This window comes from Streptomyces hundungensis (assembly GCF_003627815.1).
Classification (GTDB): Bacteria; Actinomycetota; Actinomycetes; order Streptomycetales; family Streptomycetaceae; genus Streptomyces; species Streptomyces hundungensis_A.
On the sequence record NZ_CP032698.1, the window covers coordinates 790,119 to 815,790 of the forward strand.

Annotated in this window: 20 protein-coding genes and 1 pseudogene; 14 read left to right on the forward strand and 7 right to left on the reverse strand. The window is 69.5% G+C overall.

Features of this window, described 5'->3' with window-relative positions:
• Window positions 1-374 precede the first annotated feature (374 nt).
• Entirely contained in the window at window positions 375-980 is a 606-nt protein-coding gene (locus tag DWB77_RS03595) for a dihydrofolate reductase family protein (RefSeq protein WP_120719839.1), read from the forward strand.
• Between the two features lie 375 nt (window positions 981-1,355).
• Here the strand turns inward: DWB77_RS03595 and DWB77_RS03600 are convergent.
• Both DWB77_RS03600 and DWB77_RS38725 read right to left on the reverse strand, forming a co-directional pair.
• Window positions 1,356-1,887, reverse strand: a pseudogene (locus DWB77_RS03600) (transposase family protein); the annotation flags it as partial.
• Window positions 1,888-1,963: 76 nt separating this feature from the next.
• On the reverse strand, window positions 1,964-2,164 hold the full coding sequence (locus tag DWB77_RS38725; RefSeq protein ID WP_246033392.1) for a hypothetical protein: 201 nt from the start codon (window positions 2,162-2,164) through the stop codon (window positions 1,964-1,966).
• A 582-nt stretch (window positions 2,165-2,746) separates the two neighbouring features.
• Here DWB77_RS38725 and DWB77_RS03610 point away from each other — a divergent pair.
• From DWB77_RS03610 to DWB77_RS03625, 3 genes are read left to right on the forward strand one after another with little or no spacing between them, the layout of a single operon-like run.
• Window positions 2,747-3,091, forward strand: a complete 345-nt coding sequence (locus DWB77_RS03610) for a hypothetical protein (RefSeq protein ID WP_120719840.1) — start codon at window positions 2,747-2,749, stop codon at window positions 3,089-3,091.
• Complete coding sequence (locus DWB77_RS03615) at window positions 3,088-4,602, forward strand: C2 family cysteine protease (protein WP_120719841.1); 1,515 nt, start codon at window positions 3,088-3,090, stop codon at window positions 4,600-4,602. The genes DWB77_RS03610 and DWB77_RS03615 overlap by 4 nt, the downstream gene beginning before the upstream one ends.
• Window positions 4,599-5,384, forward strand: coding sequence for a hypothetical protein (locus DWB77_RS03625; RefSeq protein WP_162952399.1), 786 nt, complete (start codon window positions 4,599-4,601; stop codon window positions 5,382-5,384). The genes DWB77_RS03615 and DWB77_RS03625 overlap by 4 nt, the downstream gene beginning before the upstream one ends.
• Window positions 5,385-5,418: 34 nt before the next feature.
• On the opposite strand, the gene DWB77_RS37585 is transcribed toward DWB77_RS03625, so the two are convergent.
• The gene (locus tag DWB77_RS37585) at window positions 5,419-5,643 is read right to left on the reverse strand and encodes an alpha/beta hydrolase fold domain-containing protein (RefSeq protein WP_162952400.1); all 225 of its coding nucleotides are present in this window, start codon (window positions 5,641-5,643) and stop codon (window positions 5,419-5,421) included.
• On the opposite strand from DWB77_RS37585, the gene DWB77_RS03630 reads away from it, so the two are divergent.
• On the forward strand, window positions 5,642-5,947 hold the full coding sequence (locus DWB77_RS03630) for a MarR family transcriptional regulator (RefSeq protein WP_120719844.1): 306 nt from the start codon (window positions 5,642-5,644) through the stop codon (window positions 5,945-5,947). The two genes, DWB77_RS37585 and DWB77_RS03630, sit on opposite strands and share 2 nt — an antisense overlap.
• Here DWB77_RS03630 and DWB77_RS03635 read toward each other — a convergent pair.
• Window positions 5,883-7,367: an MFS transporter gene (locus DWB77_RS03635; protein WP_120719845.1), complete on the reverse strand. Its 1,485-nt coding sequence runs from the start codon at window positions 7,365-7,367 to the stop codon at window positions 5,883-5,885. The genes DWB77_RS03630 and DWB77_RS03635 overlap by 65 nt on opposite strands.
• A gap of 154 nt (window positions 7,368-7,521) precedes the next feature.
• Between DWB77_RS03635 and DWB77_RS03640 the strand changes: the two genes are divergently transcribed.
• Together DWB77_RS03640 and DWB77_RS03645 are read left to right on the forward strand one after the other, a co-directional pair.
• Complete coding sequence (locus tag DWB77_RS03640; protein ID WP_120727314.1) at window positions 7,522-8,169, forward strand: TetR/AcrR family transcriptional regulator; 648 nt, start codon at window positions 7,522-7,524, stop codon at window positions 8,167-8,169.
• 326 nt (window positions 8,170-8,495) lie between these two features.
• Window positions 8,496-9,167 carry a DUF4232 domain-containing protein gene (locus DWB77_RS03645; protein ID WP_120719846.1) on the forward strand — a complete coding sequence of 224 codons (672 nt, stop codon included), beginning with the start codon at window positions 8,496-8,498 and terminating at the stop codon, window positions 9,165-9,167.
• A 117-nt stretch (window positions 9,168-9,284) separates the two neighbouring features.
• Here DWB77_RS03645 and DWB77_RS03650 read toward each other — a convergent pair whose 3' ends face one another.
• On the reverse strand, window positions 9,285-9,728 hold the full coding sequence (locus DWB77_RS03650; protein WP_120719847.1) for a transglycosylase SLT domain-containing protein: 444 nt from the start codon (window positions 9,726-9,728) through the stop codon (window positions 9,285-9,287).
• A 432-nt stretch (window positions 9,729-10,160) separates the two neighbouring features.
• The gene (locus tag DWB77_RS03655; RefSeq protein ID WP_120719848.1) at window positions 10,161-11,531 is read right to left on the reverse strand and encodes a histidine-type phosphatase; all 1,371 of its coding nucleotides are present in this window, start codon (window positions 11,529-11,531) and stop codon (window positions 10,161-10,163) included.
• Window positions 11,532-11,826: 295 nt separating this feature from the next.
• Between DWB77_RS03655 and DWB77_RS03660 the strand changes: the two genes are divergently transcribed.
• On the forward strand, window positions 11,827-12,603 hold the full coding sequence (locus DWB77_RS03660) for an alpha/beta hydrolase family protein (protein ID WP_216826822.1): 777 nt from the start codon (window positions 11,827-11,829) through the stop codon (window positions 12,601-12,603).
• Between the two features lie 11 nt (window positions 12,604-12,614).
• Here the strand turns inward: DWB77_RS03660 and DWB77_RS03665 are convergent, their stop codons facing one another.
• Entirely contained in the window at window positions 12,615-13,961 is a 1,347-nt protein-coding gene (locus DWB77_RS03665) for a class II 3-deoxy-7-phosphoheptulonate synthase (protein ID WP_246033811.1), read from the reverse strand.
• A gap of 829 nt (window positions 13,962-14,790) precedes the next feature.
• Between DWB77_RS03665 and DWB77_RS03670 the strand changes: the two genes are divergently transcribed.
• From DWB77_RS03670 to DWB77_RS03700, 6 genes are all read left to right on the forward strand, one after another.
• Window positions 14,791-16,134, forward strand: a complete 1,344-nt coding sequence (locus DWB77_RS03670) for a phenylacetate--CoA ligase family protein (RefSeq protein ID WP_162952401.1) — start codon at window positions 14,791-14,793, stop codon at window positions 16,132-16,134.
• A gap of 1 nt (window position 16,135) precedes the next feature.
• Window positions 16,136-16,471: a chorismate mutase family protein gene (locus DWB77_RS03675; RefSeq protein WP_120719852.1), complete on the forward strand. Its 336-nt coding sequence runs from the start codon at window positions 16,136-16,138 to the stop codon at window positions 16,469-16,471.
• A 24-nt stretch (window positions 16,472-16,495) separates the two neighbouring features.
• Window positions 16,496-18,652, forward strand: coding sequence for an aminodeoxychorismate synthase component I (pabB, locus tag DWB77_RS03680; RefSeq protein ID WP_120719853.1), 2,157 nt, complete (start codon window positions 16,496-16,498; stop codon window positions 18,650-18,652).
• A complete protein-coding gene (locus DWB77_RS38380; protein ID WP_216826823.1) occupies window positions 18,649-20,844 on the forward strand; it encodes an aminotransferase class I/II-fold pyridoxal phosphate-dependent enzyme in 2,196 nt (731 codons plus the stop codon). The genes pabB and DWB77_RS38380 overlap by 4 nt, the downstream gene beginning before the upstream one ends.
• Window positions 20,845-20,925: 81 nt before the next feature.
• Window positions 20,926-22,386, forward strand: a complete 1,461-nt coding sequence (locus tag DWB77_RS03695; protein WP_246033393.1) for an NAD(P)/FAD-dependent oxidoreductase — start codon at window positions 20,926-20,928, stop codon at window positions 22,384-22,386.
• Between the two features lie 123 nt (window positions 22,387-22,509).
• A complete protein-coding gene (locus DWB77_RS03700; protein ID WP_120719855.1) occupies window positions 22,510-25,662 on the forward strand; it encodes an amidohydrolase family protein in 3,153 nt (1,050 codons plus the stop codon).
• Window positions 25,663-25,672 lie beyond the last annotated feature (10 nt).

The following is a 25,672-nucleotide window of genomic DNA, read 5'->3' on the forward strand; positions in this document are numbered from 1 at the left end:
AAGACCACGGTGCGCAGGGAGCTTTCCGCTGGGGAAGGCGGGGGCGTGCGGGAGCGCAACCGCGCCCGGCGGGGGCTGCGGCTCCGGCAACGGGTCCGCGTACGTCGGCCTCGATCCACCCGGCGAGGTACTCCAGCCTCGTCGTGCGCCCAGCGCCACCGACGGCCACCGGCCGTAGCGCTGCACGAGGGCGTACGACATGGCGTTGGCCCACGCCGTGGTTTTCGCCGACGCTGGACGGCGAGCGCCAGAGACGTGCTCCAGCCGCGGGCGGCGGCCGGCGTTTCGCGAGGCGCACTCCCGTGCGTCGCGGGTTCGCCGATTACTTTTTGGCGGAGGTGCGGTCTACCCCTCAACGACAAAGGGAGCACACCATGCGCAAGATCATCGTTTGTACGTTCCTGACGCTCGACGGCGTCATGCAGGCGCCGGGTGGCCCGGACGAGGACGCGGAGAGTGGCTTCACGCACGGCGGCTGGCAGAAGGCGGCGTCCGACGACGAGGTCGGCGCGGGCATCGCCGGCTGGTACCAGCACTCCGACGCGATGCTGCTCGGCCGCAAGACGTACGAGATCTTCGCGTCGTACTGGCCGAGCGCCGACCCCGACAATCCGTTCACCGCCCAGATGAACGGCATGCACAAGTACGTGGCCTCCCGGACCCTGACGTCCGTCGAGTGGCAGAACTCCACCCTGCTGGAGGGCGACACTGTCGAGGCCCTGCGCACGTTGAAGGCGTCCGACGGCGGCAACATCAACGTCGTCGGCAGTGGCGACCTCGCCCAGACCCTGATGCGGCACGACCTCGTAGACGAGTACCGGCTGACCATTCACCCGGTGATCATCGGCACCGGCAAGCGGCTGTTCGCCGAGGGAGCGATCCCCACCGCGCTGGAGCCGGTCAGCGTCACGACGACGAAGGGCGGCACCGTCCTCGGCATCTACCGGCCGAACGGCAAGCCCACCTACGACAGTTACTGAGAGCTGTCCCGTAAATGATCTCCGGTCCGGCGGCGCGCGAGCTCCCCGACTCGGGCGGACGATTCACCTCGTGAGGGCGAGGTTGTGCATCCGTGCGATGCCGAGCACGGCGTAGTGCACGCCAGTTCGACGGGTCGAGGGTTTGGCCACGCTCCTGGCTCCGCTGGCTATTTCACGGCCCGCCTTCGAGGCCCCGTCAGCCCCTTGCCCACGCCGTTGTGAGCACGGCGCCCGTGTCCGCGCGACGTCCGGGGTGCCTAAGGGACGTCCCGTAAATGATCTTCGAGTTGGCGGGGCGTGGCGGCTCGGTCGTCGGCGACGTTGCCAATCCGGCGAGGTTGAGGCTGTGCAGGCGGGCGTTGCCGAGCATGGCGTGGTGGGGCATCACGAGTCCGGTGCCTGGATAGCCGACGTCGGCGATCGTCATCGTCTTGCCGACGGCAGCTTTGGCGCCGGATTCCGCCCACGCCTTGCAGTCGTTGCGGCTGCCGGGCAGGGGCTGGCCCACCACGACGACCAGGCGGGTGTCGGCGTCGATGACGACCTGGTGGTTGGTGGAGTACCGGTAGTTCTTCGACTGCTCGGCCACCGTGTGGTCGCGGGTGGGCACCAGCGTGCCGTCCACGATGAGCACGGTGTCCTTGCGGAACTGCTTCCGGGGCTTGAACGCGAGCAGGGGGCCGAGGTGGTTGATGATGCGGTCGGCAGCGGACTTCGAGACACCGAACAGCGGGGCGAGCTGGCGCAAGGTCAAGTTGGTGCGCCAGTACGCCGCGACCAGCATCATCAGGTCCTCCAACGGCAAACCCCATGGCCGGCCCCGCCGGACCGAATCCGCCCCTTCACCGCGCAGTGTCCTCACCAACTCGCCAAAGCAGCGAGGGCTCAGCCCGGTGAACGGGGCTATCCAGGACGGCTACGACGCCGTGATCACACCAGTCACGTTGTGATCATTTCACTGTGGCGGAGTGGGCAGAAGGCCGTTACCCGCCCTCTTCGCCGTCGGCGAGACGGCGACGCCACCACAGATCAGAGCGCCGCTGTCGCTGATGGGCGAAGGGATCGGGCAAGGTGCGCCCGAGATATGCGGTGTCCAGGAACACCACTTGGCGTTTCAGCTCCAGGCGAGATCGGGGAGGCAGCTCCTGAAGGACCTGCTCCAGCACGTCGCGTGCATGCCGCACGTCGTCGAAGGAACAATCGCGGCATGAGCACCCCGCATACCGCGGATAGAGAGGACCGCATCCCTGCGGTGCCAGGAACTCTTGATACCGCCTCAACGCGCGTTCAGTGGCGCCGGGGTAGACGTAGTAGTCGCCGGAACGCCACTCCACCCGATGTATCGCAAGGCTGGTGGAGGCAGAGAGCCCGCGGATCCGGCCGGAGGACAGGACCTCCCAGGTACGTGGGCCACACTGTTCGGCGCGCAGGGCGTTCGGCCGTCTACGCGGCATCGGCCTTTCGTTGTGCAGTCATGGAAGTCATCATGCCAGCCCCCAGCCCCTGCCATCACTGGGCCGGAACAGCGGGACAGCCCTTGGTCACGCGCCGGTGTCCACCCTGCCGCTCCATCGACGCACTCGCCGTGGCTACGGCCCCGCGATCCGCGATCCGCGATGGAGGAACGGTGAGCCACCTGCCGCTGCCCGGCGCCGCGGCGCCCCGATCGCTTCGCACGGAACCGGAGTTGAGGGAGGTGTTAGTCTCGCCTGCCGGTTCTGGCGATGGGGCAGGACGGGTCGTGCGAGTGACGGGGGTTGGAAGACGTGGGGCGACCTGACGATACGCCGGGGGAAACCCCGGAGCAGTTGAAGAAGCGCGCCAATGACTTGCGCGAGTGTGCCCGGAAGGCCCGCGAGCTCGCCAAGCGGCTCGGCCCCCTCCTGGACGGCTCGGCGAAGAAGGCGGCGCAGTCCGATCCGGCGATCTGGCGGGGTCCGTTCGCCACCCGGTCGACGGGCACGTTGGTGAACCGCAAGACTTCCGTCAACCAGATGGCGTCAGCGCTCCTCCACGACGCGGGCCGCTGGGAGGCCGAGGCCACCAGCTTGGACGAGCAGGCGAAGGCGGCGGGCGCCAAGCCCAAGGCAGGGGCCGGGGCAGGGAATTGACCGACTTCCGCGGCTTCGACACCACCGAGATACGCTCTCTCGCCTCCGGCCTGCGCAAGCAGGGCGATGACGCGCGGGCGATTCACAAGGACCTGGCCTGGCTCCTCACCGAGGCGCAGCAGCTCCTGAACGGCAAGCCCGCCACCACCGATCCGCTGCTGAGCCCCCTGGTCGGGCAGGTCCTCACCTTCCCGTTCTTCGGCGGCCCCTCATCCCTGCCGGGCGTGCTCGGCGGCGAGTTGGGCGACATGGCGGACTCGATGGAACGCCGCAGCAAGCAGCTGGACGAGGTCAAGGTGCTCATCGAGCACGGGTACGCCGTCGACCCCGCCCTCCTCTTCGCGGACGAGGACGCCCCCAACGAGAAGGACATCACCGACGCGCTGAAGAAGTTCCACGAACTCGACGGCAAGGACTTCGGCACCAACGGCAACCGCGACGACCTCCAGAAGGTCAGGCGGATGCTGGAGGGCATGACACCGGCCGAACTCGACGCCTTCTTCGACAAGGTGCCGGAGGCCGATCTCAAGCGTTACAACGACCTGGTGACCGACACGGACGACAGTGGTTGGAAGTGGTGGGACGAGAACGGCCTCCCCGACAGCGAGCGCCGCGACCACCTCAGCTCGATCCTGGCGAAGCTGGGCCCCTCACACTGGGCGAAGGCACAGTCCGCGTTCCCCGGGATGCAGCCGGGCTTCGACACCACGGACGCCTTTCTGGACGGCCAGAACGCGCAGAGCGGAGACCAGGCGAAGGGGATGCACTGGGGCCTCCCCGGCGACCCCCTGTTCGCGCCGGGCACCGACGGCAAGGAGATCACGGCCGCCGACATCAAGCAGGGGCGTTTCGCGGACTGCTGGTACATAGCGTCACTGACCTCGACCGCCCAGGTGAACCCCCAGTTCATCCGGGACGGCCTCGTCCAGAACCCGAACGGCACGGTGAACGTGCGCATCTGGGACAAGGACGGCAACAAGCACTGGGTGACGGTCACGCCCGATCTGCCGCTGGACCAGCACGGCAAAGTGATGGGTGCCTCCGCCAACGGTTCGACCTGGCCGGCGTACTACGAGAAGGCCTTCGCCCTGGTGTACGGCGGCGATGACGGCGGCGCACCGGACGGCAAGGGCGGCAACAGGAAGTACGACCGCGCGGAGCACGGGACCTACGGGGCCACCGAGTGGGACAACACGGACAAGGCGCCGCCGTACGTGACGGGAAACGACTCGGACGGCATCAGCAACAACGTTCCGGCACTGCGCAAGAGCTTCGAGTCCGGCCACCCGATTATCGTGGCCACCGGCAGTGGTGACGACGACAAGACCAAGGGCAAGGGCCTGTGGGGAGAGACGTTCTCGACCCGGCACGTGTACTACGTGAAGGGTTTCCAGGGCGACAACATCGTCCTGGGCAACCCCTGGGGCCCGCCGCACGCGGACATCGTGGCCACGCCGGAGCAGTACAAGAAGTTCTTCAACAGTCCGCAGGCCCTGGAGGTTCCCAAGTGACAGCCGCCGTACGTTTCGCGCGTGCCGCCGCATTGGCGGGATGCGTGATGATGCTGGCGGCGGGCTGCGGTGGCGCATCCGGTTCGGCCGCCTCGGACACCGAGACGGCGACGTCCGCGCCGCCCAGCCACACCCCCGCGCCCCCGCCCGACAAGGGCCCCCCGTGCGAAGGCTCCCCGACCGCCAAGGGCCTGCACGTCCTGCGCGGCGGCTCGGAGGTGCTGCCCGGCGGGGCCGGCCCGGTGCTGTACAAGGAGGGCGGCTCGGACGGTACGCACCGTACGGCGACCCTGACCAACGGCACGGGCACGGGCACCGCGCAGGCAGGCACCGAGTCCTGGCCCGTACGGCTCGGCCAGGCTCTCACGGTGCACGGCAAGGCCTTCACCGTCTCCCAGATCTGCACCTACCGGGTCGTACTCACACCGAAGGACGGGACCACCGTGACCCAGCCGCCCGTACCCAACGTCGTGGACCCGAAGTGGCCTGCCCTGACGGACGGCCGTCTGCGTCTGCGCTGGCACGTCCCGAACACGGAGGAGCACGGCGCGATCAGCGCGGTCCTCCAGGACGTCGCCGCCGACCCGGCCCGCGCCGACATCTCGGTCACGAGCCGCGCCGGCGGGGGTGGCGTGTACTCGGACGCGCGAGTCGGCGACACCCTCGAATTCGCGGGCCGCCTCTGGAAGTTGACCGCGATCGACACGGGCGACGGCGACCCGTCGGGCGCGAACCCCAACTCGGGTTACGTGGACCTCCAGCTGATCGGCCCGTCCAGCTGACTGGCCCCCCAACAGTGGTCGGCCCGATGTGGGGTCAGGCGGCGGAGAGGTGCTGGCTGAGGAAGAAGGCCGCGCGGGCGAGCGCCTGAGCGGCACCGGCGCCCTGTACCTCGCGGGCCAGGACCCCGAGCAGGCCGGCCGGGAAGGGGTGTTCGGGGGCGAGGCGGTAGTCCACGGCGGGCGCGCGGCCCCCTTGTCCGGAGACTCGGCTGTACAACGCGCTGCACGTCCCGCTGCGCGAGCGGCACGGGATCGTCATGTCGCAGTACGAGTTCCTGCGCTTCCTTCGGGAGCACCCCGACTCCCGGGTCGCGGACCTGGCAACGGAGTTCGCCATCGGCGTGGGCGCGACCAGCAAGGGCGTCGACCGCCTGGAGAAGCGGGGGTGGGTGGTCCGGCAGGCCGATCCCGCGGACCGCAGGTCCCATCTGTTGGCCCTGACCGAGGAGGGCGCACGACTGCTCGCCCGGGCCGAGGACACCTTCCGCCCACCACCGGTCAGGCGACCTCCGCGGCGGCAGGCTCCTCGGCGGCGGGCTCGTCGACGGTGTGGGAGTGGGTGAGGCTCAGCGCGCCGCCGGCCGAGATCACCCCGACGACGACGGCGAGCAGGGCGTAAGTGATCCGTTCGCCGTGGAAGAACGACGTGACAAGGCCGCTGCTCCACGTCCCGGCAGGCAGCTGGGTGGTGACCAGGGCGGCGATGAGCGTGCCCACCACGGCGGTGCCTACGCTGGACCCGACCTCCTGCGCGGTGTCGTTGAGGGCGGCGCCGAGCGAGGTGCGGTTGCTCGGCATCGCGTCGACGAGCGCGACGGCGCAGATCGTCATGACGGTGCGCAGCCCCACGGTCATGAGGACCATGCAGACCGCGATGGCGGCATACCCGTGGTCGACGCCCCAGGAGAGACCGGCCAGCGCCCCGGCCAGGCACGCCGCACCCACGAGGCAGGCGATGCGGTGGCCGAACCGGCGCGCGAGCCACTCGGACAGTGGGGTCGCGGTCAACATGGTCACGATGATCGGCAGGTTCGCCAGTCCGGCCCGTACGGGGCTCCACCCATAGGCGTACTGGAAGTGCAGGATCAGCCCGAACATGACGCTGGCCATCGCGATGGACGTCCCGATCTGCGCGATGACGGCGCCGCGGACGGTGCCGTTGGCGAACACCTTCAGGTCCAGCATGGGCGCGGCGCTGCGGCGTTCATGCCGTACGAACGCGATCGCGGCGGCGACCGCGCCAATGATCGACGCGAGGGTGATCGCGGACAGCCAGCCGTGCTCGACGCCGCTGGTCAAGGAGTAGCAGGCGAGCCCGATGGCCGCGACGCTCAGGACGGCACCCGGCAGGTCGAGCGCGTCCTTGGTGAGGTCTTGCGGGCGGTCGGCCGGGACGCCGAACCGGACACCGATGCACGCGAGCAGCGCGATCGGGGCGTTGACGACGAGCAGCCACTCCCACCGCGCGTGGGCCAGTGCGGTGCCGCCGAGCAGCGGACCGAGGACGAATCCGGACATCCCGACGATGATCATCACCGTCATGGCGCGCATGCGCAGGGCCTTGTCGTCGAACAGCCGGAAGACCAGCGAGTTCGTGATCGGGGCCATCGCGGCGGCGGCTATGCCGAGCGCGGCCCGCAGGGCGATGAGCTCGCCGGCCGTGGAGACCAGGACGACGCACAGGCTAAGCGAGCCGAACACGGCGAGCCCGATCAGCAGCACGCGACGGCGCCCGAACCGGTCGGCCATCGATCCCGCGGTGAGCAGCAGGCCGCCGAAGGTCAGCGAGTACGCGCCGGTGACCCATTGCAGCGCGGTCGTTCCGCTGCCGAGGTCGCGGCCGATGGTGGGCAACGCGATCGACAGCAACGTGTTGTCGACCATCTCGACGAAGAAGGCCAGACAGAGGGCGGCCAGGGGGATCCACGCCGCGCGCAGGGAGGGGTAGGCCCGTGAGGCAGGTGGAGGCGGGGCTGTGGTCATGACGAGTCCTCTCGATCGAACGCCGTTCGGCTATCGAACGGCGTACGATGCGATACGATAGAACAAGGTTCGATACGACGCAAAGGGCGAGGGAGAAGCGATGGCCGGCCAGCAGGAACGCTCCCGGGGTGGGCGCCGACGGGCCTCACATTCGATGGAGTCCGTGCTCGCCGAAGCGGTGGCCCTGCTCGATGAGGCCGGGGCGCCCGCGCTGACGTTCCGGGCACTCGCGCAGCGTCTCGGGGGCGGCGTCGCCAGCATCTACTGGTACGTGGCGAGCAAGGACGAACTGCTCGACCGCGCCACCGACCACGTCATGGCCGCGGCACTCGCCGACATCGAGGCGCTGCCGCACAGCGACGACCCGATCGACGACCTCCGCGCGATGGCGCTGACCCTGTTCGACACGATCGTGAAACGACCGTGGCTGGGCGCCTACTTCATGCGCAACACCGATGTCCAGGGCAATGCCCTGCGCGTGTACGAGAGGCTCGGGGAGCAGACCCTTCGCCTGGATCTCACTGCGCGCCAGCGGTTCCACGCGGTGTCCGCGGTGGTGGGGGTGGTCGTCGGCTCAGCCGTCGACCTGGGCCAGGAGCCGCCCCAGGAGATCCTCGACGGCGCCGTGAACCGCGAGGAGTTCCTCGGCCGCTACGCCGCGGCCTGGCGGGAGCTCGACTCCGCGGACTTCCCCTTCGTGCACGAGATCATCGACGAGTTCGACGGGCACGACGACATCGACCAGTTCCGCGCCGCGCTGGACCTGACCCTGACGGGCCTGCGCCTCCAAGCCGAAGCCTGAGCCGACCCGCATGGGCGGCGACTCGGGCCGACCCCGGGAGCCCTGCGAGCCCCGCGAGCCCTGCCTTGCGAGCCCCTCGGATTCGGCCGGCGTTGATGTCCCGCCCGCGCCGAACTCCGATGGCACGCCCGGTCGTTCACCTCGCGGCGCGTGGACCCGACGGCGGCCGCATCCAGGCCAACCGCCTGTCGCCATGCGGGTGTTGACGCGTGCGTGTGGTCAACCCGCCTGTGGCAGAACAGAGACATCACGGGTGACCATCTGTAACTCGGTGCGAGATACAAATATCTTCGACGCCCGCACCGCACTCCTTCTGGGGGACCACCGTGAAGCACACCCGCATCGCCGCTCTCGCCACCATCGGCATGGCCCCCGCCCTCTCGCTCACCGCCTGCGGTGGCGACGACTCCGCACAGGGCGCGCCCGCCACGGCCTCCTCGCACCCGTCTTCTTCGTCCTCGAACGGCGGCTCGAAGCCGGAGGACGGCTCAGGCGCGGGCGGCTCGGACGCCGGGAGCGGGAACTCGGGCACCGGTAAAAACACCAAAGCCCCGGCGGGCTCCGCCAACGGCCAGGGCAAGAGCGACGGCAAGACCCCGTTCTGCAAGACGGCGGACCTGGCGATCGACGCCCGGAACGCCGCGACCGACAAGGACTCCGGCAGGGTCGACATCACCATGATCAACCGGGGTTCCACCACCTGCTCGGCCACCGGCTTCGCGGGCGTCGACATCAAGGACGCCGACCACACCTCGAACCCCATCGAACGCGGTCCCGCCCAGCCGCGCATCACCACCCTGAAGCCCGGCGACGCCGCCGTCTTCGACCTCGCCTACACCCTCGACCGGACCGGCAAGAGCCTCACCCACCCCACCAACATCCTGGTGACGCCCCCCAACGAGACCCACAGCGTGACCCTGAAGTGGCCCGCGGGCGACGGTCAGATAAAGGGCGCTTACACCGACGTCCAGGTCTACCCCACCCACACCACCAACTGAGGTCACGGCTCGACCCAGACACACCACAACGCTCGGCCGGGGGTCCCGGCCGAGCGTTGTGGTGTGTCTGGGTGTCTTACGGGTGCCTCAGTGCGGCCCGGTACGACTGGGTGTGGCTCAGTACCAGTGGTGGTTCTGCCAGAAGTTCCAGGCGCCGACGGGGCTGCCGTAGCGGGAGTTCATGTAGTCCAGGCCCCACTTGATCTGGGTCGCGGGGTTGGTCTTCCAGTCCGCACCGGCAGAGGCCATCTTCGACGCCGGCAGCGCCTGGACCAGACCATACGCACCCGAGGAGGAGTTCGTGGCGGTGTGGTCCCAGCCACTCTCCTGCGACACGATCTTGCTGAACGCCGCGAACTGAGCCGGGTCCTTGATCATCTGCTGGGCGATCGCCTTCGCGTTCACCGGAGCCGCCTGAGCGGGAACCGTGGCGAACAGAGAACCGGCGACACCCACGGCGACGACGGTACCCGCGAGAGTCTTCTTCGAAGCGGCGATACGGCGGATGACAGCGTTGGACACAGAGAAGCCTTCCAAAGGGAACAAGGACGGTCGCGGCATGCCAGGGACATGCGGAAGCCACTCACACAAGCAAGGGGGTTCGTCTGCGGCGGGTGAAACCACCCCGTGCCGCCCGGCGACTCATCCAGTTCTACCCACCCACCAGCACCCTGGCAATGCCCCCCACCTACTACCCCACCCCACACCCAAGGACCTCCGACCCACCCACCACCTGCACCAAACCCCCAGGTGACAGCCCTGTCGGCACACGGTCTCGCGGCACCTCAACCCACTAACCCCGGCCGTATGTGACGTGGGTCCTGTGGGCCGCCTCACCGCCCAAATGCCCGAAACTAACCGAATGTCACCGTACGTACCCTTCGAGACGCGTGGCCCGGACCACACACCACCCCCAAAATCGAAGGAAACCCCCGCACCCCACCACCCGATATCGAGGTCTGAAGCCGGACCCGGCCGAGTGGCGGCGGCGGGTCAGCTGCGGGTGAGGCAGCGCTTGAGCTCGTCGAGTTCGTAGAAGTAGCTGTGCTTGGCGACGGGCTTGCAGGACCACTTGAAGGCCGTCTCCTTCTCGTTGTAGAGCATGCGCACCAGGTAGGTGGCTGGACGGTCCTTGGCGGGCGTGTTCGCGAAGAGGTCCCACTGGATGTTCGCGGCCATCGGTGACACCTCGGCTCCGCGCCACGGGTTGTTCCCGTAGGTGTACGGCCGGTCGGGTTCGGCGGGCGCGGTGCTCGCGGGCAGTCCCATCAGCGCGGCCAGCGGCTCGATCTCCTCGGCGTGCGTGAACCGCAGGACCGCGCCGTTGTCACGGGTCCCGGCCGCCTTGGCCTCGGCCTGGGCCAGGAGGTCGTCGAGGAGGACGTCGGCCATCTTGTACGTGATGGTGCGCCCGCTGAAGGCGGGCCCCTTCTGGTAGAACTCCTCGGCGTCGTCGAGGTAGGCGAACCAGCGCGCGTCGCGGCGGTCCAGGAAGGGGGTGAGATCGACGGTCGGCGCCTCCACGCTGAGGTCCGGCGCCGCGCTGTAGAGCTGGTACAGCGAACGGGCGAAGGAGATCTGCTGCTCCGTGGAGAGCGCCGCGGTGAAGTCCGCCCGGAAGAGGCGCGCGACGACCCGGTGGGCCGCCTCGGCGGTGCGGGGGTCACCGTCGATCCGGGCGAGGACCTCGGCCAGCTGTGGATCGCTCTTCACATACGCCTGGTAGTCGGCGTTCTGCGGCTGCTTGTGGAAGTACAGCAGGTTCTTGTCGGTGACCGGTGGCTCGACCAGGTCCGCCAGTGCGGGATCGCCGGCGACCAGCGCGGCCGTGAACGCGTCGGCGCTCGCCACGGCGCGCGGCACCCCGGACGTCTCCACCACTACGGGCTCGTGCCGGGCCGCGATGCGCGCGAACAGGGACGGCAACCGCTGCTCCATGCGCAGCGCGGTCTGCCGGTGCTCCTGGGCACCGCGGGCGGACAGCCCGCCATAACCGAGCGCGGAGGCCGCGTCCAGCAGTGACTGGACCTGGGGTCCCAGGCGTGCGCTGAGATTGGTGAGCCGCCCCTGATCCTGTGCCGTGCGCACCAGGGCGAGCACGGCGTCGCCGTCGGCGCTGTCCGTCATGGCGCGGGAGCCGTGACGGGCCACATTCTCGGTGAAGACCGGCACGTAACCCTTCGGGGCCCGCTGGTAGTCGCCCGGACTCCCCTGCGGTATGTACGGGGCCTTGGTTCCGTACAGATCACGATCGGTGCGTGACCCGTCGTGCCCCTGCGACGCGGAGGCGGTGCCCGAGGTGAACAGCAGGCTCGCGGCGAGCGAGACGGCCACGGCGGCGGACAACGGTGCGGTGCGCTTCACAAAGGCCCTCCGGATCGGTACGGGCCACCCTTCGGCAGCCGCGGTCCGACGCACGCTGGCACGCACATGAAGACCCTTGGCGGCGTCACCCCTCAGTCCGGGTGAAGAGACGCTGAACGGCTTTGTTCCATAGCCCCGAGCCCCTCCTGCCCCCTCCCCTGCCCTTGTCCCTCGCCTTCGCCCTCGCCCTGGCCGAATTCAACGCACCCCTACGCACGAGGTATTGATGTCCGCGCGCCGGGGCGGGATCCTGGGCGGCCTCACGTTGCCCATCCCATCCGCGAGGTGCGTCACGGTGAACGACCGCTCCACGGTGAGATACGGGCCCGAGCCCGATCAGGTCGTCGACCTCGTCGTCCCGGCCCCCGCGGTCGGACCCGTGCCCCTGGTGGTGCTGCTGCACGGCGGCTTCTGGCGCGCGCAGAACGACCGTCACTACCTCGCGAAGGCGACCGACTCGCTCACGGCGGACGGGATCGCCGTGGCCAACGTGGAGTACCGGCGGACCGGCGCGGGCGGCGGCTGGCCCACGACGTTCACCGATGTCGCCCAGGCCCTCGACGCGCTGCCCGCCCTCATCGAGCGCGGGTATCCGGGCCGGGTCGATCTCGACGCGGTGGTGTACGTCGGGCATTCGGCCGGTGGACAGCTCGGGCTGTGGGCCGCGCTCCGCCACCGGCTCGCGCCCGGGACGCCCGGATGGCGTGCGCATCCTGCCAAGGTGGCCGGAGTCGTCGCGCTGGCCGCCCTGGCGGACATGGCCGAATCACATCGGTTGAACCTGGACAATGGTGCGGTGGCACATGTCCTCGGGGGCGGCCCGGACGATGTGCCCGACCGGTACGCGGCCACCGACCCGGCCCGCTTCGGGGAGTTGGGGATCCCGGTGTTCCTCGTCCACGGCGAGCTGGACGAGATGGTGCCGGTGTCCGTTTCCCGCAGCTACCGGGCCGCGGCCGGAGGCACCCTCGTCGAGGTGCCGGGCGCGAGCCACGTCGACGTCGTCAGGCCTGGCTCCTCCGCCTGGGCCGCCGTGCGGGACGCGGTGCGTCAGATCCTGGACAAGGCATGACGCGTACGCCCTCAACGACTGGGCGCGGCCTCCTTCCCCGGGCGGAACATCTCGGCTACCAGGAAGGCCAGTTCGAGGGATTGCTGCGCGTTGAGCCGGGGGTCGCAGGCGGTCTCGTAGCGTCCGGCGAGATCGGTGTCGGCGATCTTCTGGCCGCCGCCGAGGCACTCCGTGACGTCCTGGCCGGTCAGTTCGACGTGGATGCCGCCGGGGTGGGTGCCCAGGTGCCGGTGGACGTCGAAGAAGCCGCGCACCTCGTCCACGATCCGGTCGAAATGGCGGGTCTTGTAGCCGCTGGCCGAGGTATGGGTGTTGCCGTGCATCGGGTCGCACTGCCAGATCACGTGGTGGCCGGTCGCGGTCACCTTCTCCACCACCGTGGGCAGCACGTCACGGACCCGTTCGCTGCCCATCCGGGTGATCAGCGTCAGCCGGCCCGGCACCCCGTGCGGATCCAGGCGTTCCACGTACTCGGCCGCCTGTTCGGGGGTGACGTTCGGGCCGAGTTTCACCCCGATGGGGTTCGCCACCAGCTCGGCCAGTGCGACGTGGGCCCCGCTCAACTGCCGGGTGCGCTCCCCGATCCAGAGGAAGTGCGCTGATACGTCGTAGAGTCGCGGCCCTCTGCTGGTGTCCAGGCGGAGCATCGACCGTTCGTAGTCCAGGACGAGTGCCTCGTGGCTGGCGAAGATCTCCGTGCCCCGCACCTGGGCGTCGTCGGCGCGGCAGGCGGACATGAAGCGCAGCCCCCGGTCGATCTCGGCGGCCACCGCCTCGTACCTGCGCCCGGACGGTGAGTCGCGCACGAAGTCCTTGTTCCAGTCGTGGAGTTGACGCAGGTCGGCCAGGCCCGCGGTGTTCAGGGACCGCACCAGGTTCATCGTCGCCCCGGCGTTGGCGTGGGCCCGGATCATGCGTGACGGATCGGGAGTGCGGGCCGCCGGGGTGGGCTCGGCGGAGTTGACCATGTCGCCCAGGTAGGACGGCAGGCCCCGCGCGTCGGTCGCCGAGGAGCGGGGCTTGGCGTACTGTCCGGCGATCCGCCCCACCTTCACGACGGGCAGGCTCGCTCCATAGGTCAGCACCACCGCCATCTGCAAGATGGTCCGGATGGTCGAGCGCAGAGGGGTCTCGGTGTTCCCCGCGAAGGTCTCCGCGCAGTCGCCGGCCTGCAACAAGAACGCCCTGCCGTGCGCCACTTCGGCCAAGCGCTCGCGCAGTCGGTCCACTTCGGCGGGTACGGCGATGGGGAGCGCGCTCTCCAATACCGTCCTCACCTGCGACACTTGCGCCGGATCGGCCCAGTCCGGTTGGTGGGCGGCGGGGCGGTCCAGGGCCTCGCGCAGTCGTCGTCGCAGTTCCGCGGGGAGCGACACGGCCCCCGGCGCCGGGTCCTTCGGCGGCGGTCCCGCCAGGCCGAACACGTCGTTGGAACGCACGGTACTTTTCATAGGCACCTAATTCGTCGATTAGCGTCCATAAGCAGCACACCGGGGCGTCGCGCCCACATCGCGCGACACCTTTGTTCGGGGCGCGCCAGAAGAACGCGCGCCTCCCGTTTCCGGCACCGGGCCGGCATTGCACTGGAAATCCGCGTGTCAGCAGCACCGTCGGCACTCGGCCGACAGCGGCTCTCTTGGAAAGTCGATCACGGAGACGTGGCCACGGAGCCACGTGAAGCGAAGCGCCACCCCTTCCCGAGGGTCCCCCGAAACGCGCTGCGTCAGATAGCGGCCAGGATAACCAGCCCGCTCCGCGATACGGAACGTACACGGCGACAACCAGCCACAGCGATCATGGCGAATAAGCCACTTGGCTTGTCGGCGACCCCGCGAATCCCTGCGAAGTGCCACCGAACCGGAATGCCGACAACGCATTTCGGTCGAACCGGAGACCCCTTGTCAACAGCCGAGCGCCATGCAATGCTGCGGCAACAGCGGGGATTTTGACGGTTGTGGAGTATCACCATCCGTTTGGCCGTGCCGATCTTCGCATGGCATCCGTGGACAATCGCGTCGAATAGCCGGGTCTTTGACCGCGGCACCGCACTGGGCACCACGTTGACATATCGATCTCAGCGTCAAAACAGATGTCGATCTCAAGGCAGCGCGCACTGGGCCGCAGGCCCGAATGTGCGCGATGCGACGCCGTCGTGCACTTACCAGAAGGGTTATCGGCCCGCTCATCATGGCAACCGAGACACACACACGCCCGAACGACGTCGCCGGCGATGACGCGATAAGGCTCGCCGATCGCCTCAGCACGCTCAGCCGACCGGATCTGGAACGACTGCGGGACGACAATGTGCGGGCCATGGTTGCGGCGGCCCTCAACAGCCCCTCGGTGCACCGGCGTTGGCCGACCCTTGCCCACGTGACCCACCCGTCCGAACTGGCCCGGTTACCGATGCTGACGCCGCAGGAGCTCGCCGAGGGCTGTCCACCGGGGTCGGACGAATTCCTCATCGACGGCGGGGAAACGGGCCTGGTGATCCGCTCCAGCGGGACTTCGGGACTCGACAAAGTCCTCTACCACTCCTGGCAGTTCACCCGCCAGGTGAACCGGCTCGGCGCCCGGGGCCTCCGTGACGCCGCGTCCCCCCTGCCCCGCCGGGTGGCGAACTGCATGCACCCGGCGGAACTGGGTGGCGCCTTCACCTTCGTGCAGGACGTGCTCCAACTGATCCCCGCCCTCGCCTTCCCGCTCGGCAGCAAACCCGCCATGGCCCATATAGCCGAACTGGTGAGCGAGCACGGAATCGACACGATCGTCGCCTCGCCTTCACACGGCGCGGAACTCGTCACGACCGAGACCGCGCGGACGGTGCCGCACCTGAGGCGGATCCTCTACATGGGAGAACCGGTCGGGCAGGTGCGCAGGGACGCGATCGCCGCCGCGGCACCGGAACTGACGGTCCGTTCCTTCGCGTACTCGACGACCGAGACCGGTCCGATCGGATACCAGTGCGCGCACGTCTCCGCGACGGAGCACCATGTGCACGAGGACGCCGTGGTGGTGGAGATCGTCGACGAAAGCACAGGTGAGCCCGTGCCCGCGGGCCGTCCCGGGGCCGTGCTCGTCACTCCCCTCACCACCACCGGGATGGCCCTGTTCCGCTATTGGATCGGGGACCGCGGCCGACTGGACCCGCCGGGGTGCGCGTGCGGCAGCCCGACACCGCGGCTGACGTTGCTGGGCCGCACCGGCCAGACGCTGATCGTGGACACCTGGAAGGTCTCGTCCGACCACCTCATGGAGCGATTGGCCGTGTTGGGTGTCGTGGACCCGGCCGACTGCCAATTCCAGGTGCTCTGGGAGTTCCCCCACTACCGAGTGAAGTTGCTGCTCTCGCCCAGGACGCCGGCCGGAATCACCACGGCGGCCGTCGCCGAAGCACTGCACGCGGCCCATCACATCCACCAGGTCATCACCGGTCCGAGGTGTGTCGAATTCACGGTGGAGCGGACGGGCCTGGAGAAGTTCGCGCAGACCGAACGGAACAAAGTGCCGGTTCTCTACCAGAGGATGTGACATGCCCGTCGGTAATTCGGACCCACTCGAAGTCCTACGCGGAGAACTCGACCGCATCGATGAGAAGCTCCTTGACATCATCAGGCAGCGCATCGAATGCTGTGTGCGCATAGCGGATTACAAGCGTGAGAACGACGTCCCCATGATGCAACCCCATCGCATCGGCATCGTTCAGCAGAGGGCGGCGGAATACGGCGCGGCCCACGGTGTCGACCGCGATTTCCTTCGCCGCCTCTACGACGTGATCGTCGATGAGACCTGCCGGGTGGAGGACCTGGTGATAGCGGGGCCCGCCGCCACCTTCCCGAAGGCAGTCGTGGGCGGCACTCCAGAATGAGCTTGACTACGGGGGAATGCTGGGATGCGCACACTCCTGATAGACAACTACGATTCCTTCACCTACAACCTCTACCAATACCTCGGCGAGGTGAACGGCCGGCCGCCGACGGTCGTCCGCAATGACGTGAACGTCCACGACCTCGACTTCGCCGCATTCGACGCTCTGGTCGTCTCCCCGGGCCCCGGCCGGCCGGATCGCGAACGGGACTTCGGTGTGAGCGCGGCGGCGATTCGCTCCGGCGGTCTGCCCACCCTTGGCGTCTGCCTCGGCCACCAGGGCATCAGCCATCTGTTCGGCGGCGCCGTGGCGCACGCGCCGCAGCCGATGCACGGCAGGGTCTCGCCGGTCCTCCACAGCGATGTCGACATCCTCAAGGGCCTGCCCTCGCCGTTCTCGGTGGTGCGCTACCACTCGCTCGCGGTGACCGAGGTGCCCGAGGAGCTCGAAACCATCGCCTGGACCCCGGACGGCGTCGTCATGGCACTGCGGCACCGTACGGAGCCCATCTGGGGGGTGCAGTTCCACCCGGAGTCCATCGGCAGCGAGTACGGCAGGGAACTGCTTGCCAACTTCCGTGATATGGCGCGCGGTTGGGTCCGCAAGCCGACGACGGTGGCACCCCGCGTCGCGCGCGCCGCGGCACCGTCGACGCGTACGCCGGCTCGGTCCGGTGACAGCGCTCTTCGGGTGCACGTCCGCGAGGTGCCCCACCTGCCCGGCGCCGACGCGGTCTACCGGGACCTGTTCGCGGACTCCGGGCTCAGTTTCTGGCTCGACAGCAGTTCCGTGATCGACGGCCTTTCCCGGTTCTCGTTCCTCGGGGCCGCCGACGGACCGCTGGCCGAGTACATCACCCACGAGGTCGCGGACCACACGGTCAGCGTGCGGCGCGCCGACGGCCGGACGCGGCGGATCCGGCAGCACTTCTTCGACTACCTCGACGAGCGGTTGCGCCGCCGTGCGGTGCCCACGCCCGAGGGGCTCCCGTTCGACTTCAACCTCGGCTATGTCGGCTATCTGGGGTACGAGTTGAAGGCGGAGACCGGCGGCCGCGCGGCCCACCGCTCCCCGACACCCGACGCGGCGATGGTGTTCGTCGACCGGCTGGTGGTCCTCGACCACCTGGAGCGCACCACCTATCTGCTCGCCCTCAGCGACGGCGAGGGAGCGGGCACCGGCCCGGCGCAGGCCGAGTCCTGGCTGGCGGACACCGCGGAACGGCTGCGTGCGATCCCGTCCCCGGACGCGTCCCGGGAGGTGCCGCCCGCGGTGCTCACCGCCGGACCCGACCATCATCAGCCCCGCCCGCGCCACGACAAGGAGGCGTACCTCAAGCGCATCGCGCACTGCCTGGACGAGATCCGCGACGGGGAGTCGTACGAGATCTGCCTGACCAACATGGTCGGGGCGGCCGAAGTGGTCGACCCGCTGCGCACCTACACCCAGCTGCGCCGGATCAGCCCGGTGCCGTACGGGGCGCTGCTCGACTTCGAGGACCTCGCGGTGTTGAGCGCCTCACCGGAACGGTTCCTGTCGATCGGCGCCGACCGGATCGCCGAGTCCAAGCCGATCAAGGGGACGCGGCCACGCGGTGCGACCCCGAGCGAGGACGAGGCGCTGCGCGCCGACCTGTTCGGCCACGAGAAGGACCGGGCCGAGAACCTGATGATCGTGGACCTGGTCCGCAACGACCTCAACGTGGTGTGCGATGTCGGCAGCGTGCACGTGCCCGTGCTGTTCGACGTGGAGACGTACGCGCCGGTGCACCAGTTGGTGTCGACGATCCGGGGCCGGCTGCGCCCGTCGGAGTCCGCGGTGTCGTGCGTGCGGGCGGCGTTTCCTGGCGGTTCGATGACGGGAGCGCCCAAGCTGCGCACCATGGAGATCATCGACCGGCTGGAGGACGGGCCGCGCGGTGTCTATTCGGGGGCGCTCGGCTGGTTCTCGCTCAGCGGGGCGGCCGATCTGAGCATCGTCATCCGCACGCTGGTGTCGGCGAGCGGACGGACCAGCTTCGGGGTGGGGGGCGCCATTGTCGCCCTGTCCGACCCGGAGGAGGAGTACACGGAGACGGTCGTCAAGTCGCGGGCCATGCTCGCGGCGGTGGCCGCCAGCGCCAAGACCGCCACCGAGCCGGCCTCTCAAGTGATCGTCGAGCGCGCGGAGTTGAGTCGATGACCGCCGATGTGCTGGGTCGCGTTGTCGTCGTCGGGGCGGGGGCCGTGGGCACCTTGTTCGCCCGGCTGCTCTCGCGCTCCGGCGCCGATGTCCTGGTCGTCGACCGCGCGCCCGGCCTCCAGGACGACCCCGCGCTCCCCCGGATCCAACGCGGCGATCTCACCGACATCGACACGGAGTTGGCTCGGGAACTGGGCGGCGCGGACACGGTGGTATTGGCCGTTCCCGAACAGGTCGCCCTGTCGGCGATCAAGTCGTTGACCGGGATGCTGCGGCCCGGCACGCTGCTCGTGGACACCCTGTCGGTCAAGACGCCGTTCATCAAGCTGGTGCGCGAGTCGGCCGACGGGCTCGAAGCGGTCGGTCTCAACCCGATGTTCGCGCCCTCGCTCGGCATCGAGGGCCGGCCGGTCGCCACCGTCGTCGTCCACGGGGGGCCGCGCGGTGCGGAGTTGCTGCGACTCATCGAGGACTGGGGCGGCCGAGTGGTCCGGGTCGACGAACACGACCACGACCGCCTCGCCGCCGCATCACAGGCACTCACCCACGCGGCCGTCCTCAGCTTCGGTCTCGCCGTAACTCAACTCGACGTGAACATCGTGGAGTTGCGGGCAATCGCACCGCCGCCGGCCACGATGCTGCTCGCCCTGCTGGCCCGCATCACCGCCGGTTCCCCGGAGGTGTACTGGGACGTACAGGCCGCCAACCCGCAGGCGCCGGCCGCCCGCGAGGCGCTGGCCCAGGGGCTGCGGCGGCTCGCCGACCACATCGGAGGCGTGGCCGACTTCGCCACGCTGCTCGACGAATGCCGGGGGTTCCTCGGCTCCCACGGCGAGCACTACGCCGCCGTCTGCGCCCACGCCTTCGAGGAAATGAACACCCCACGCTCCACCGCGACTTCGCCCACCTCGCACGATCCCACGGGAGACGGGAGGGGCACGATGCCCCTGGCAGAGAAGGAGTCGAACCCAGCGAACTGGGTCGAGTCCCGGATCAGCAAGACCTCCGACTCGATGGACCGCGCCTTCAACGAGGGCCTGACCGGACACGTCGTCACCGAGCGCAAGGGCAAGCGTGTCCGCCTGGAGGACGGCTCGGAGTCGGTGGAGTTCGTGTCCTGCTCCTACCTCGGTCTGGAGGAGCACCCCGCCCTGGTCGACGCCGCAACCGAGGGGTTGCGGCGCTACGGCGCGCACCTGTCGTCGTCCCGTAACCGGATGCGCCCGGTCTACCTCGGCGAGCTGGAGGAACTGCTCTCGACCGTGTACCACGGCAACAAGGCCGTCGCCTTCACCTCCGTCGGCAATGTCCATCTGGGGCTGCTGCCGCTCCTCGGATCCGGTGCGCTGCCCAGCTATCCGGTCTCACCCCGCGGCGTGACGTTCATCGTGGACCGCACGGCCCACGCCTCCATGCAGGTCATCCGGGGCATCCTGGAGCAGATCGGCCCGCTGCACCGCTTCGACCTCGCCGATCAGGAGGCGCTCGGCCGCGTCCTCGGGGACTGCGGTGCGGCCGGGCGCACACCGATCGTGCTGGTCGACGGCGTCGGCTCGATGGGTGGTCTGATCGATGTGGTGGGTCTGCGCGCGGCCCTGGAACCGTACGGCGGCCATCTGTACGTCGACGACGCGCACGGCATCTCCATCGCGGGCCCCCTGGGCGGCGGTTACGCCTTCGAGGAGTTCGGCGACCGGCTCCCGCCGAACGTGGTGATCGCGGGTTCGCTCTCCAAGGGGTTCGGCGGGGCGGGCGGCTTCGCCCTGGTCCCCGCCGACGCCGACGTACGTGTGCTGCGGAAGTTCGCCAACCCCCTGGTGTTCGGCCATTCGATCATGCTGCCGATGCTGGCCGCCGATGTCGCCGCCGCCCACCTGCACCTCAACGGCGAGGTGGCCGCGCTGCAACAGCGGCTCTGGCGCAACGCCGACGAACTCGACGCGCTCACCGGCGGGCAGTTGGTCAACGCCGGGTTGCGTTCGCCGGTTCGGGGCGCGCACTACCCCACCGAGGAGGAGGGGTTCGCGGCCGCCAGAAGGCTGCGGGCGGCCGGCGTGCTGGTGCTGCCCGCGTTCTTCCCGACGGTGGCCAAGGGCACCGGACTCGTCCGCCTCGCCCTGTCCGCCCTGCACGAGCGCGAGCACCTGGAGACCGCCGCCAAGGCCCTGGCGCTGGACCACATAAGCAGCTGACTCATCATCACATCGCTTGCCCCACGCACTTGTTCTGGCAGCCGCACCTTGCTTTCCCATCCATGAGGAGACAGCACTACCGTGACGATCACTCAGGAAGACAAGCAGTCCTACGACGTCATCGTCGTCGGCAACGGGGCGCTCGGCCTCTCGCTGGCGCTCACGCTGGCCCGCCGCAAGATACGGGTCGCCCTGCTCGGGCAGCCGCACCGCCCGTGGGCGGCGTCGACCGCGGCCGGCGCGATGAACGGCTGCTTCGGTGAGGTCACCACCACGCTGGTGGCCAGCGAACACGGCCGGTACAAGCTGGAGATGGACATCCAGTCCCGCAAGATGTGGCCCGAGTGGTCGCAGCAGCTCGCCGAGGAGACCGGCCAGGCCAACGTCCAGACCGCCGACGGGACGATCGTCCATCTGAACACGGTGGGCCACCCCGGCATCGACGAGGGCAACTACGAGGCGATCCGCACCGAGTTGGACCGATACGACGAGCCCTACGAGGACCTCGACCCGGCCGACATCGAGTGGATGGAGGCCCACGCGAGCCAGCGTTCGCTGAAGGCGTTCTTCATCCCCGGCGAGCACGCGGTGGACTCGCACCGGCTGCTCGACCAGCTCCAGGCGGCCTATCTGAGCACCGGCGGGGTGCTCATCGCCGAGCACGCCGTGCGGCTCGAATACGGCAACGGCACGATCGAAGGGGTGGTCCTGGAATCCGGGGACACCCTCCGCGCGAAGGACGTCGTGCTCGCGGCGGGCGTCCGGTGCCAGGACCTCCTCGACACGGTGCCCGACATCGCCCGTAGGGTGCCCCGACTGATCAGCGGCTACGGCGTGTCCGCAATCATCCAGACCGACGACAACACCGTGCCCCGCAGCGTCATCCGCACCCCGAACCGGGCGTTCGCCTGCGGTCTGCACATCGTGCCGCGCGGCGACGGACAGGTGTACGTCGGCGCCACCAACATCATCTCGCCGGAGCCGATGGACACCCCGGTCCTGCGGGACGTCCAGTTCCTCCTCGACTGTGCGCACCGCCAGGTCCGTACCGGACTGTGGAACGGTGGCCTCGCCAAGTTGCAGGTCGGCAACCGGCCGGTCTCCCTGGACGCCTTCCCGCTGCTCGGCGAGACGGAGGGGCTGGCCGGTCTGTGGATGATGACCGGCACCTACCGGGACGGTCTGCACCTGTCCCCGCTGCTCGCCAAGGAGATGGCCGCCCGGATCCTCGGCGAGAAGCCGGAGCTGGACATCGACCGTTTCCGGCCGGTGCGGGCGCCGATCCAGCCGATGAGCCGCGATGAGGCCGTGAATCAGGCGGTGACCCACATGCTGGCCACCGGTTGGGAGTACAACTGGCAGGTCACCGTCGACTGGCCGGTCATCGTCGAGTACAACATGCGCCCGTCGTACCAGGAGTGGGCGGAGGACTTCGACCCGCAGTTCACGCCGCCGCCCGAGCTGCTCGCCGCGTCCAGGATCCACCCGAGTCTGGTCAAGATGCTCCAGGACTACTACGAGGCCAGTCGCGCCGAGGCGTGATCCACCACGGTCCGCGGGGCGGCGGAAGTCGCCCCGCGGACCGTCGCTGTTCCCGCACTTCCGCTTCTGCTCGTCGATGCTCCGCGTTCCTGCCCGTTGCCGCCAGCGAAGATCGAGGTCTTAGTGTCCGCAAGCGATAGTGAACCGAACCAGATCCGACGCCGCGAGGTGCTGCGCTACAGCGGCGGACTCGCGGTGGCGGCCGAAGCCCTCTGGCTCGCCCCCTCGCTGGTGGGCCCCGGGGGCCGGGCGGTGGCCGCCCAGGACACGGACGGGACCGCGCGGTCGGTGGCGGTGCACGAGGGCTCCAACCTCCGTGCGGTGATGTCGCCCGACGGCCGCACCCTGGCCATGGACGCGCTCAACTCGATCTGGCTGGTGCCCGCCGGTGGCGGGCAGGCGCGCCGGCTCACCGACGACGTACAGGACGCCACCCAGCCCGACTGGTCGCCCGACGGTAAGAGCCTGGTCTTCCAGTCGTTCCGCGACGGCGTCTACAACCTGTGGCGGATCGACGCGGACGGCTCGGGCCTGCGCCGGCTGACCAGCGGACCCGGCTACGACCTGGAGCCCCGGTTCTCACCCGACGGCAGGTACGTCGTGTACGCGTCGGACCAGGGTGGGCGCAGCCGGATCTGCCTCCTGGAGTGGGCCACCGGCACGATCCGCGCGCTCGTGGACGAGGGCCACGCGTACACCATGCCGTCCTGGTCGCCCGACGGCTCCCGCGTGGTCTACGTCGTCGACTTCTCCGTCATCGAGGCCGTCGACGTGGCCTCGGGCCGCCGTGAACAGCTGGTCACCGCCGAGGGCGACGCGACGTTCTACGGACCGCAGCTCGCCCGGGACGGCAGGACGCTCGGCTACACGCGGGTGAGCGGCCCCCGCGGCGAACTCGTCATCGGGGACACGGTGGTGAGCGGGGACGAGGACGTGTCGCCGTTCGCGCCGGGCTGGGTGTCCGCCAAGGAACTCCTCTACACCTCCGACGGGAGGATCCGCCGCCGTGAACTCCCGGGCGCCGTACGAGACATCGCGTTCACCGCGGTCGTGCCGCTGGCGCGCCGGGACTACCGTCGCAAGGTCAGGGACCTGGCCGCCACCGGCCCCTTCGACCTCAAGGGGATAGCGGGGCCCGTCCTCTCGCCGGACGGCTCCCGGATCGCCTTCCGCGCGCTCAACGCCCTGTGGCTGCTGCGGATCGGAGGCCGGCCCCAAAGGATCGTGTCGGACGGCTACTTCAACACGGACCCCGACTGGTCGCCCGACGGGCGCTCGCTCGTCTACGTCAGCGACCGTGCGGGCACCGCCAACCTCTGGCGCCACGACCTCGCCACCGGCCGCTCCGAGCGGCTCACCGATCTGCCCAACGCCCAGCTCACCCCCCGCTGGTCCCCGGACGGCGCGAAGATCGCGTACCAGGACGAGAGCGGGGCGACCTGGGTCTTCGACCTCGCGGCCAAGGCCGCCACCAAGGTCCTGCCCGCCATGTACCAGCCGGGCAGGCCGAGTTGGTCCCCCGACTCCGCCCGCCTCTCGCTCGCCGCGATCCGACCGTACTCCCAGCGCTCCCGCGCGGGTCACAACCAGATCCTCACCGTCGACCTGCACGGCAACCAGATCCGGTACGAGGCCGTGGCCACCGACCGGTCCATAGCCACCCGGGGTGACGACGGGCCCGTGTGGACGGGCGACGGAAAGTACTTCGTCTTCGCGATGGAGAGCCTGGCGTGGCGGGTGCCGGTCGACGCGAGCGGCCACATCACCGGCGCGCCGAGCAGACTCACCGACGAGGTCACCGACTCGATCTCGGTGAGCGCGGACGGCCGGACCGTCCTCTACCTCTCCAACGGCGCCCTGCGCACGGTCTCCGTCGACGGCGGCCGCCCCCGCACCATCCCGGTCCACCTGTCCTGGCGGGCCGCCGACCGGCCCGAGCGGGTCGTGGTGCGCGCCGGCGCGATCTGGGACGGAACCAGCGCGGAGCTGCGCCGCGACGTGGACCTCGTCATCGAGGACGGGAAGATCGCTGCGCTCCTGCCGCGCGGCGCCGGGCGCGGTGGCCGGGTGGTCGACGCGTCCGGGCTCACCGTCATGCCGGGCCTGATCGACACCCACAACCACTGGCACATCCGCGGCCGCCAGTGGGGCGACCGCGCCGGTCGGCTCTGGCTGTCGTACGGCATCACCACCAGCCGCTCCCCCGGCGACCCCGCCTACCAGATGGTCGAGACGCGGGAGGCCCTGGCGAGCGGCTCCCGTGTCGGCCCGCGCTACCTGGGCACCGGGGAGGCGCTCGACGGCACGCGCGCGTACTACAACTTCATGCGCCCGGTGTTCACGCCCGAGCAGCTGGAACGGGAGCTGGAGCGGGCGCGCGGACTCGACTACGACCTCGTGAAGTCCTATATGCGGCTGCCGGTGTCGTTCGAGAAGCGCGTGGTGTCCTGGGCGCACGAGCGGGGCATCCCGGTGACGTCCCACTATCTGTATCCCGCCGCCCACACGGGACTTGACGGCATGGAGCACACCGGCGGCGGCAACCGCCTGGGCTATTCGCGGACGTTGAGCTACGCCGGCGGGCGCACCGCGTCGGACTCCGTCGCGATCCTCGCCGCGAGTGGCATGTGGATCTCGACGACGACCATCTTCGCCAGTGAGTTGTTCGTGGGCGACCGCTCGCTGATCGACGACGACCGCACCAAGGTGCTCTATCCCGACTGGGAGTACCAGCGGCTCCTGCAAAAGGCCGCGGATGCCGACGGCGGCCCCGGGTCCGACGTGAACCACGCGTGGACCATGGGCGACGCGGAGATGCTGCTGCGGGTGCACCGGGCCGGGGGTCTCGTGGTCGCCGGGACCGACGCCGCGCTGGACGACGTCGGCATCAGTCTCCACCAGAACCTGCGGGCCATGGTGAAGTACGGCTTCACCCCCCGCGAGGCGCTGACCACGGCGACCGGCAACGCGGCCAGGTGTCTCGGGATCGACGACAAGGTCGGGTCCATCGCCGTCGGAAAGCTCGCCGACCTCGTCCTCGTCGAGGGCGATCCGCTGCACGACATCCGGGCGGCGGCCGCCGTGCGGACCGTACTGGTGGGCGGCCAGGTGCGGACCGTGCCCGAACTCCTCTCCCCCTTCCGGCAGTTGAAGGCCGACGGGATGGCCCGGCCCGGCACTCGGGTCCATGCCGACGCCCCGACCGCCCTCCCCCGCGACGACCACTACTGGCACGAGCCGGAGTGGGCGCACAACGGCTGCTGCCGGGCTCGATAAGGAGATTCTG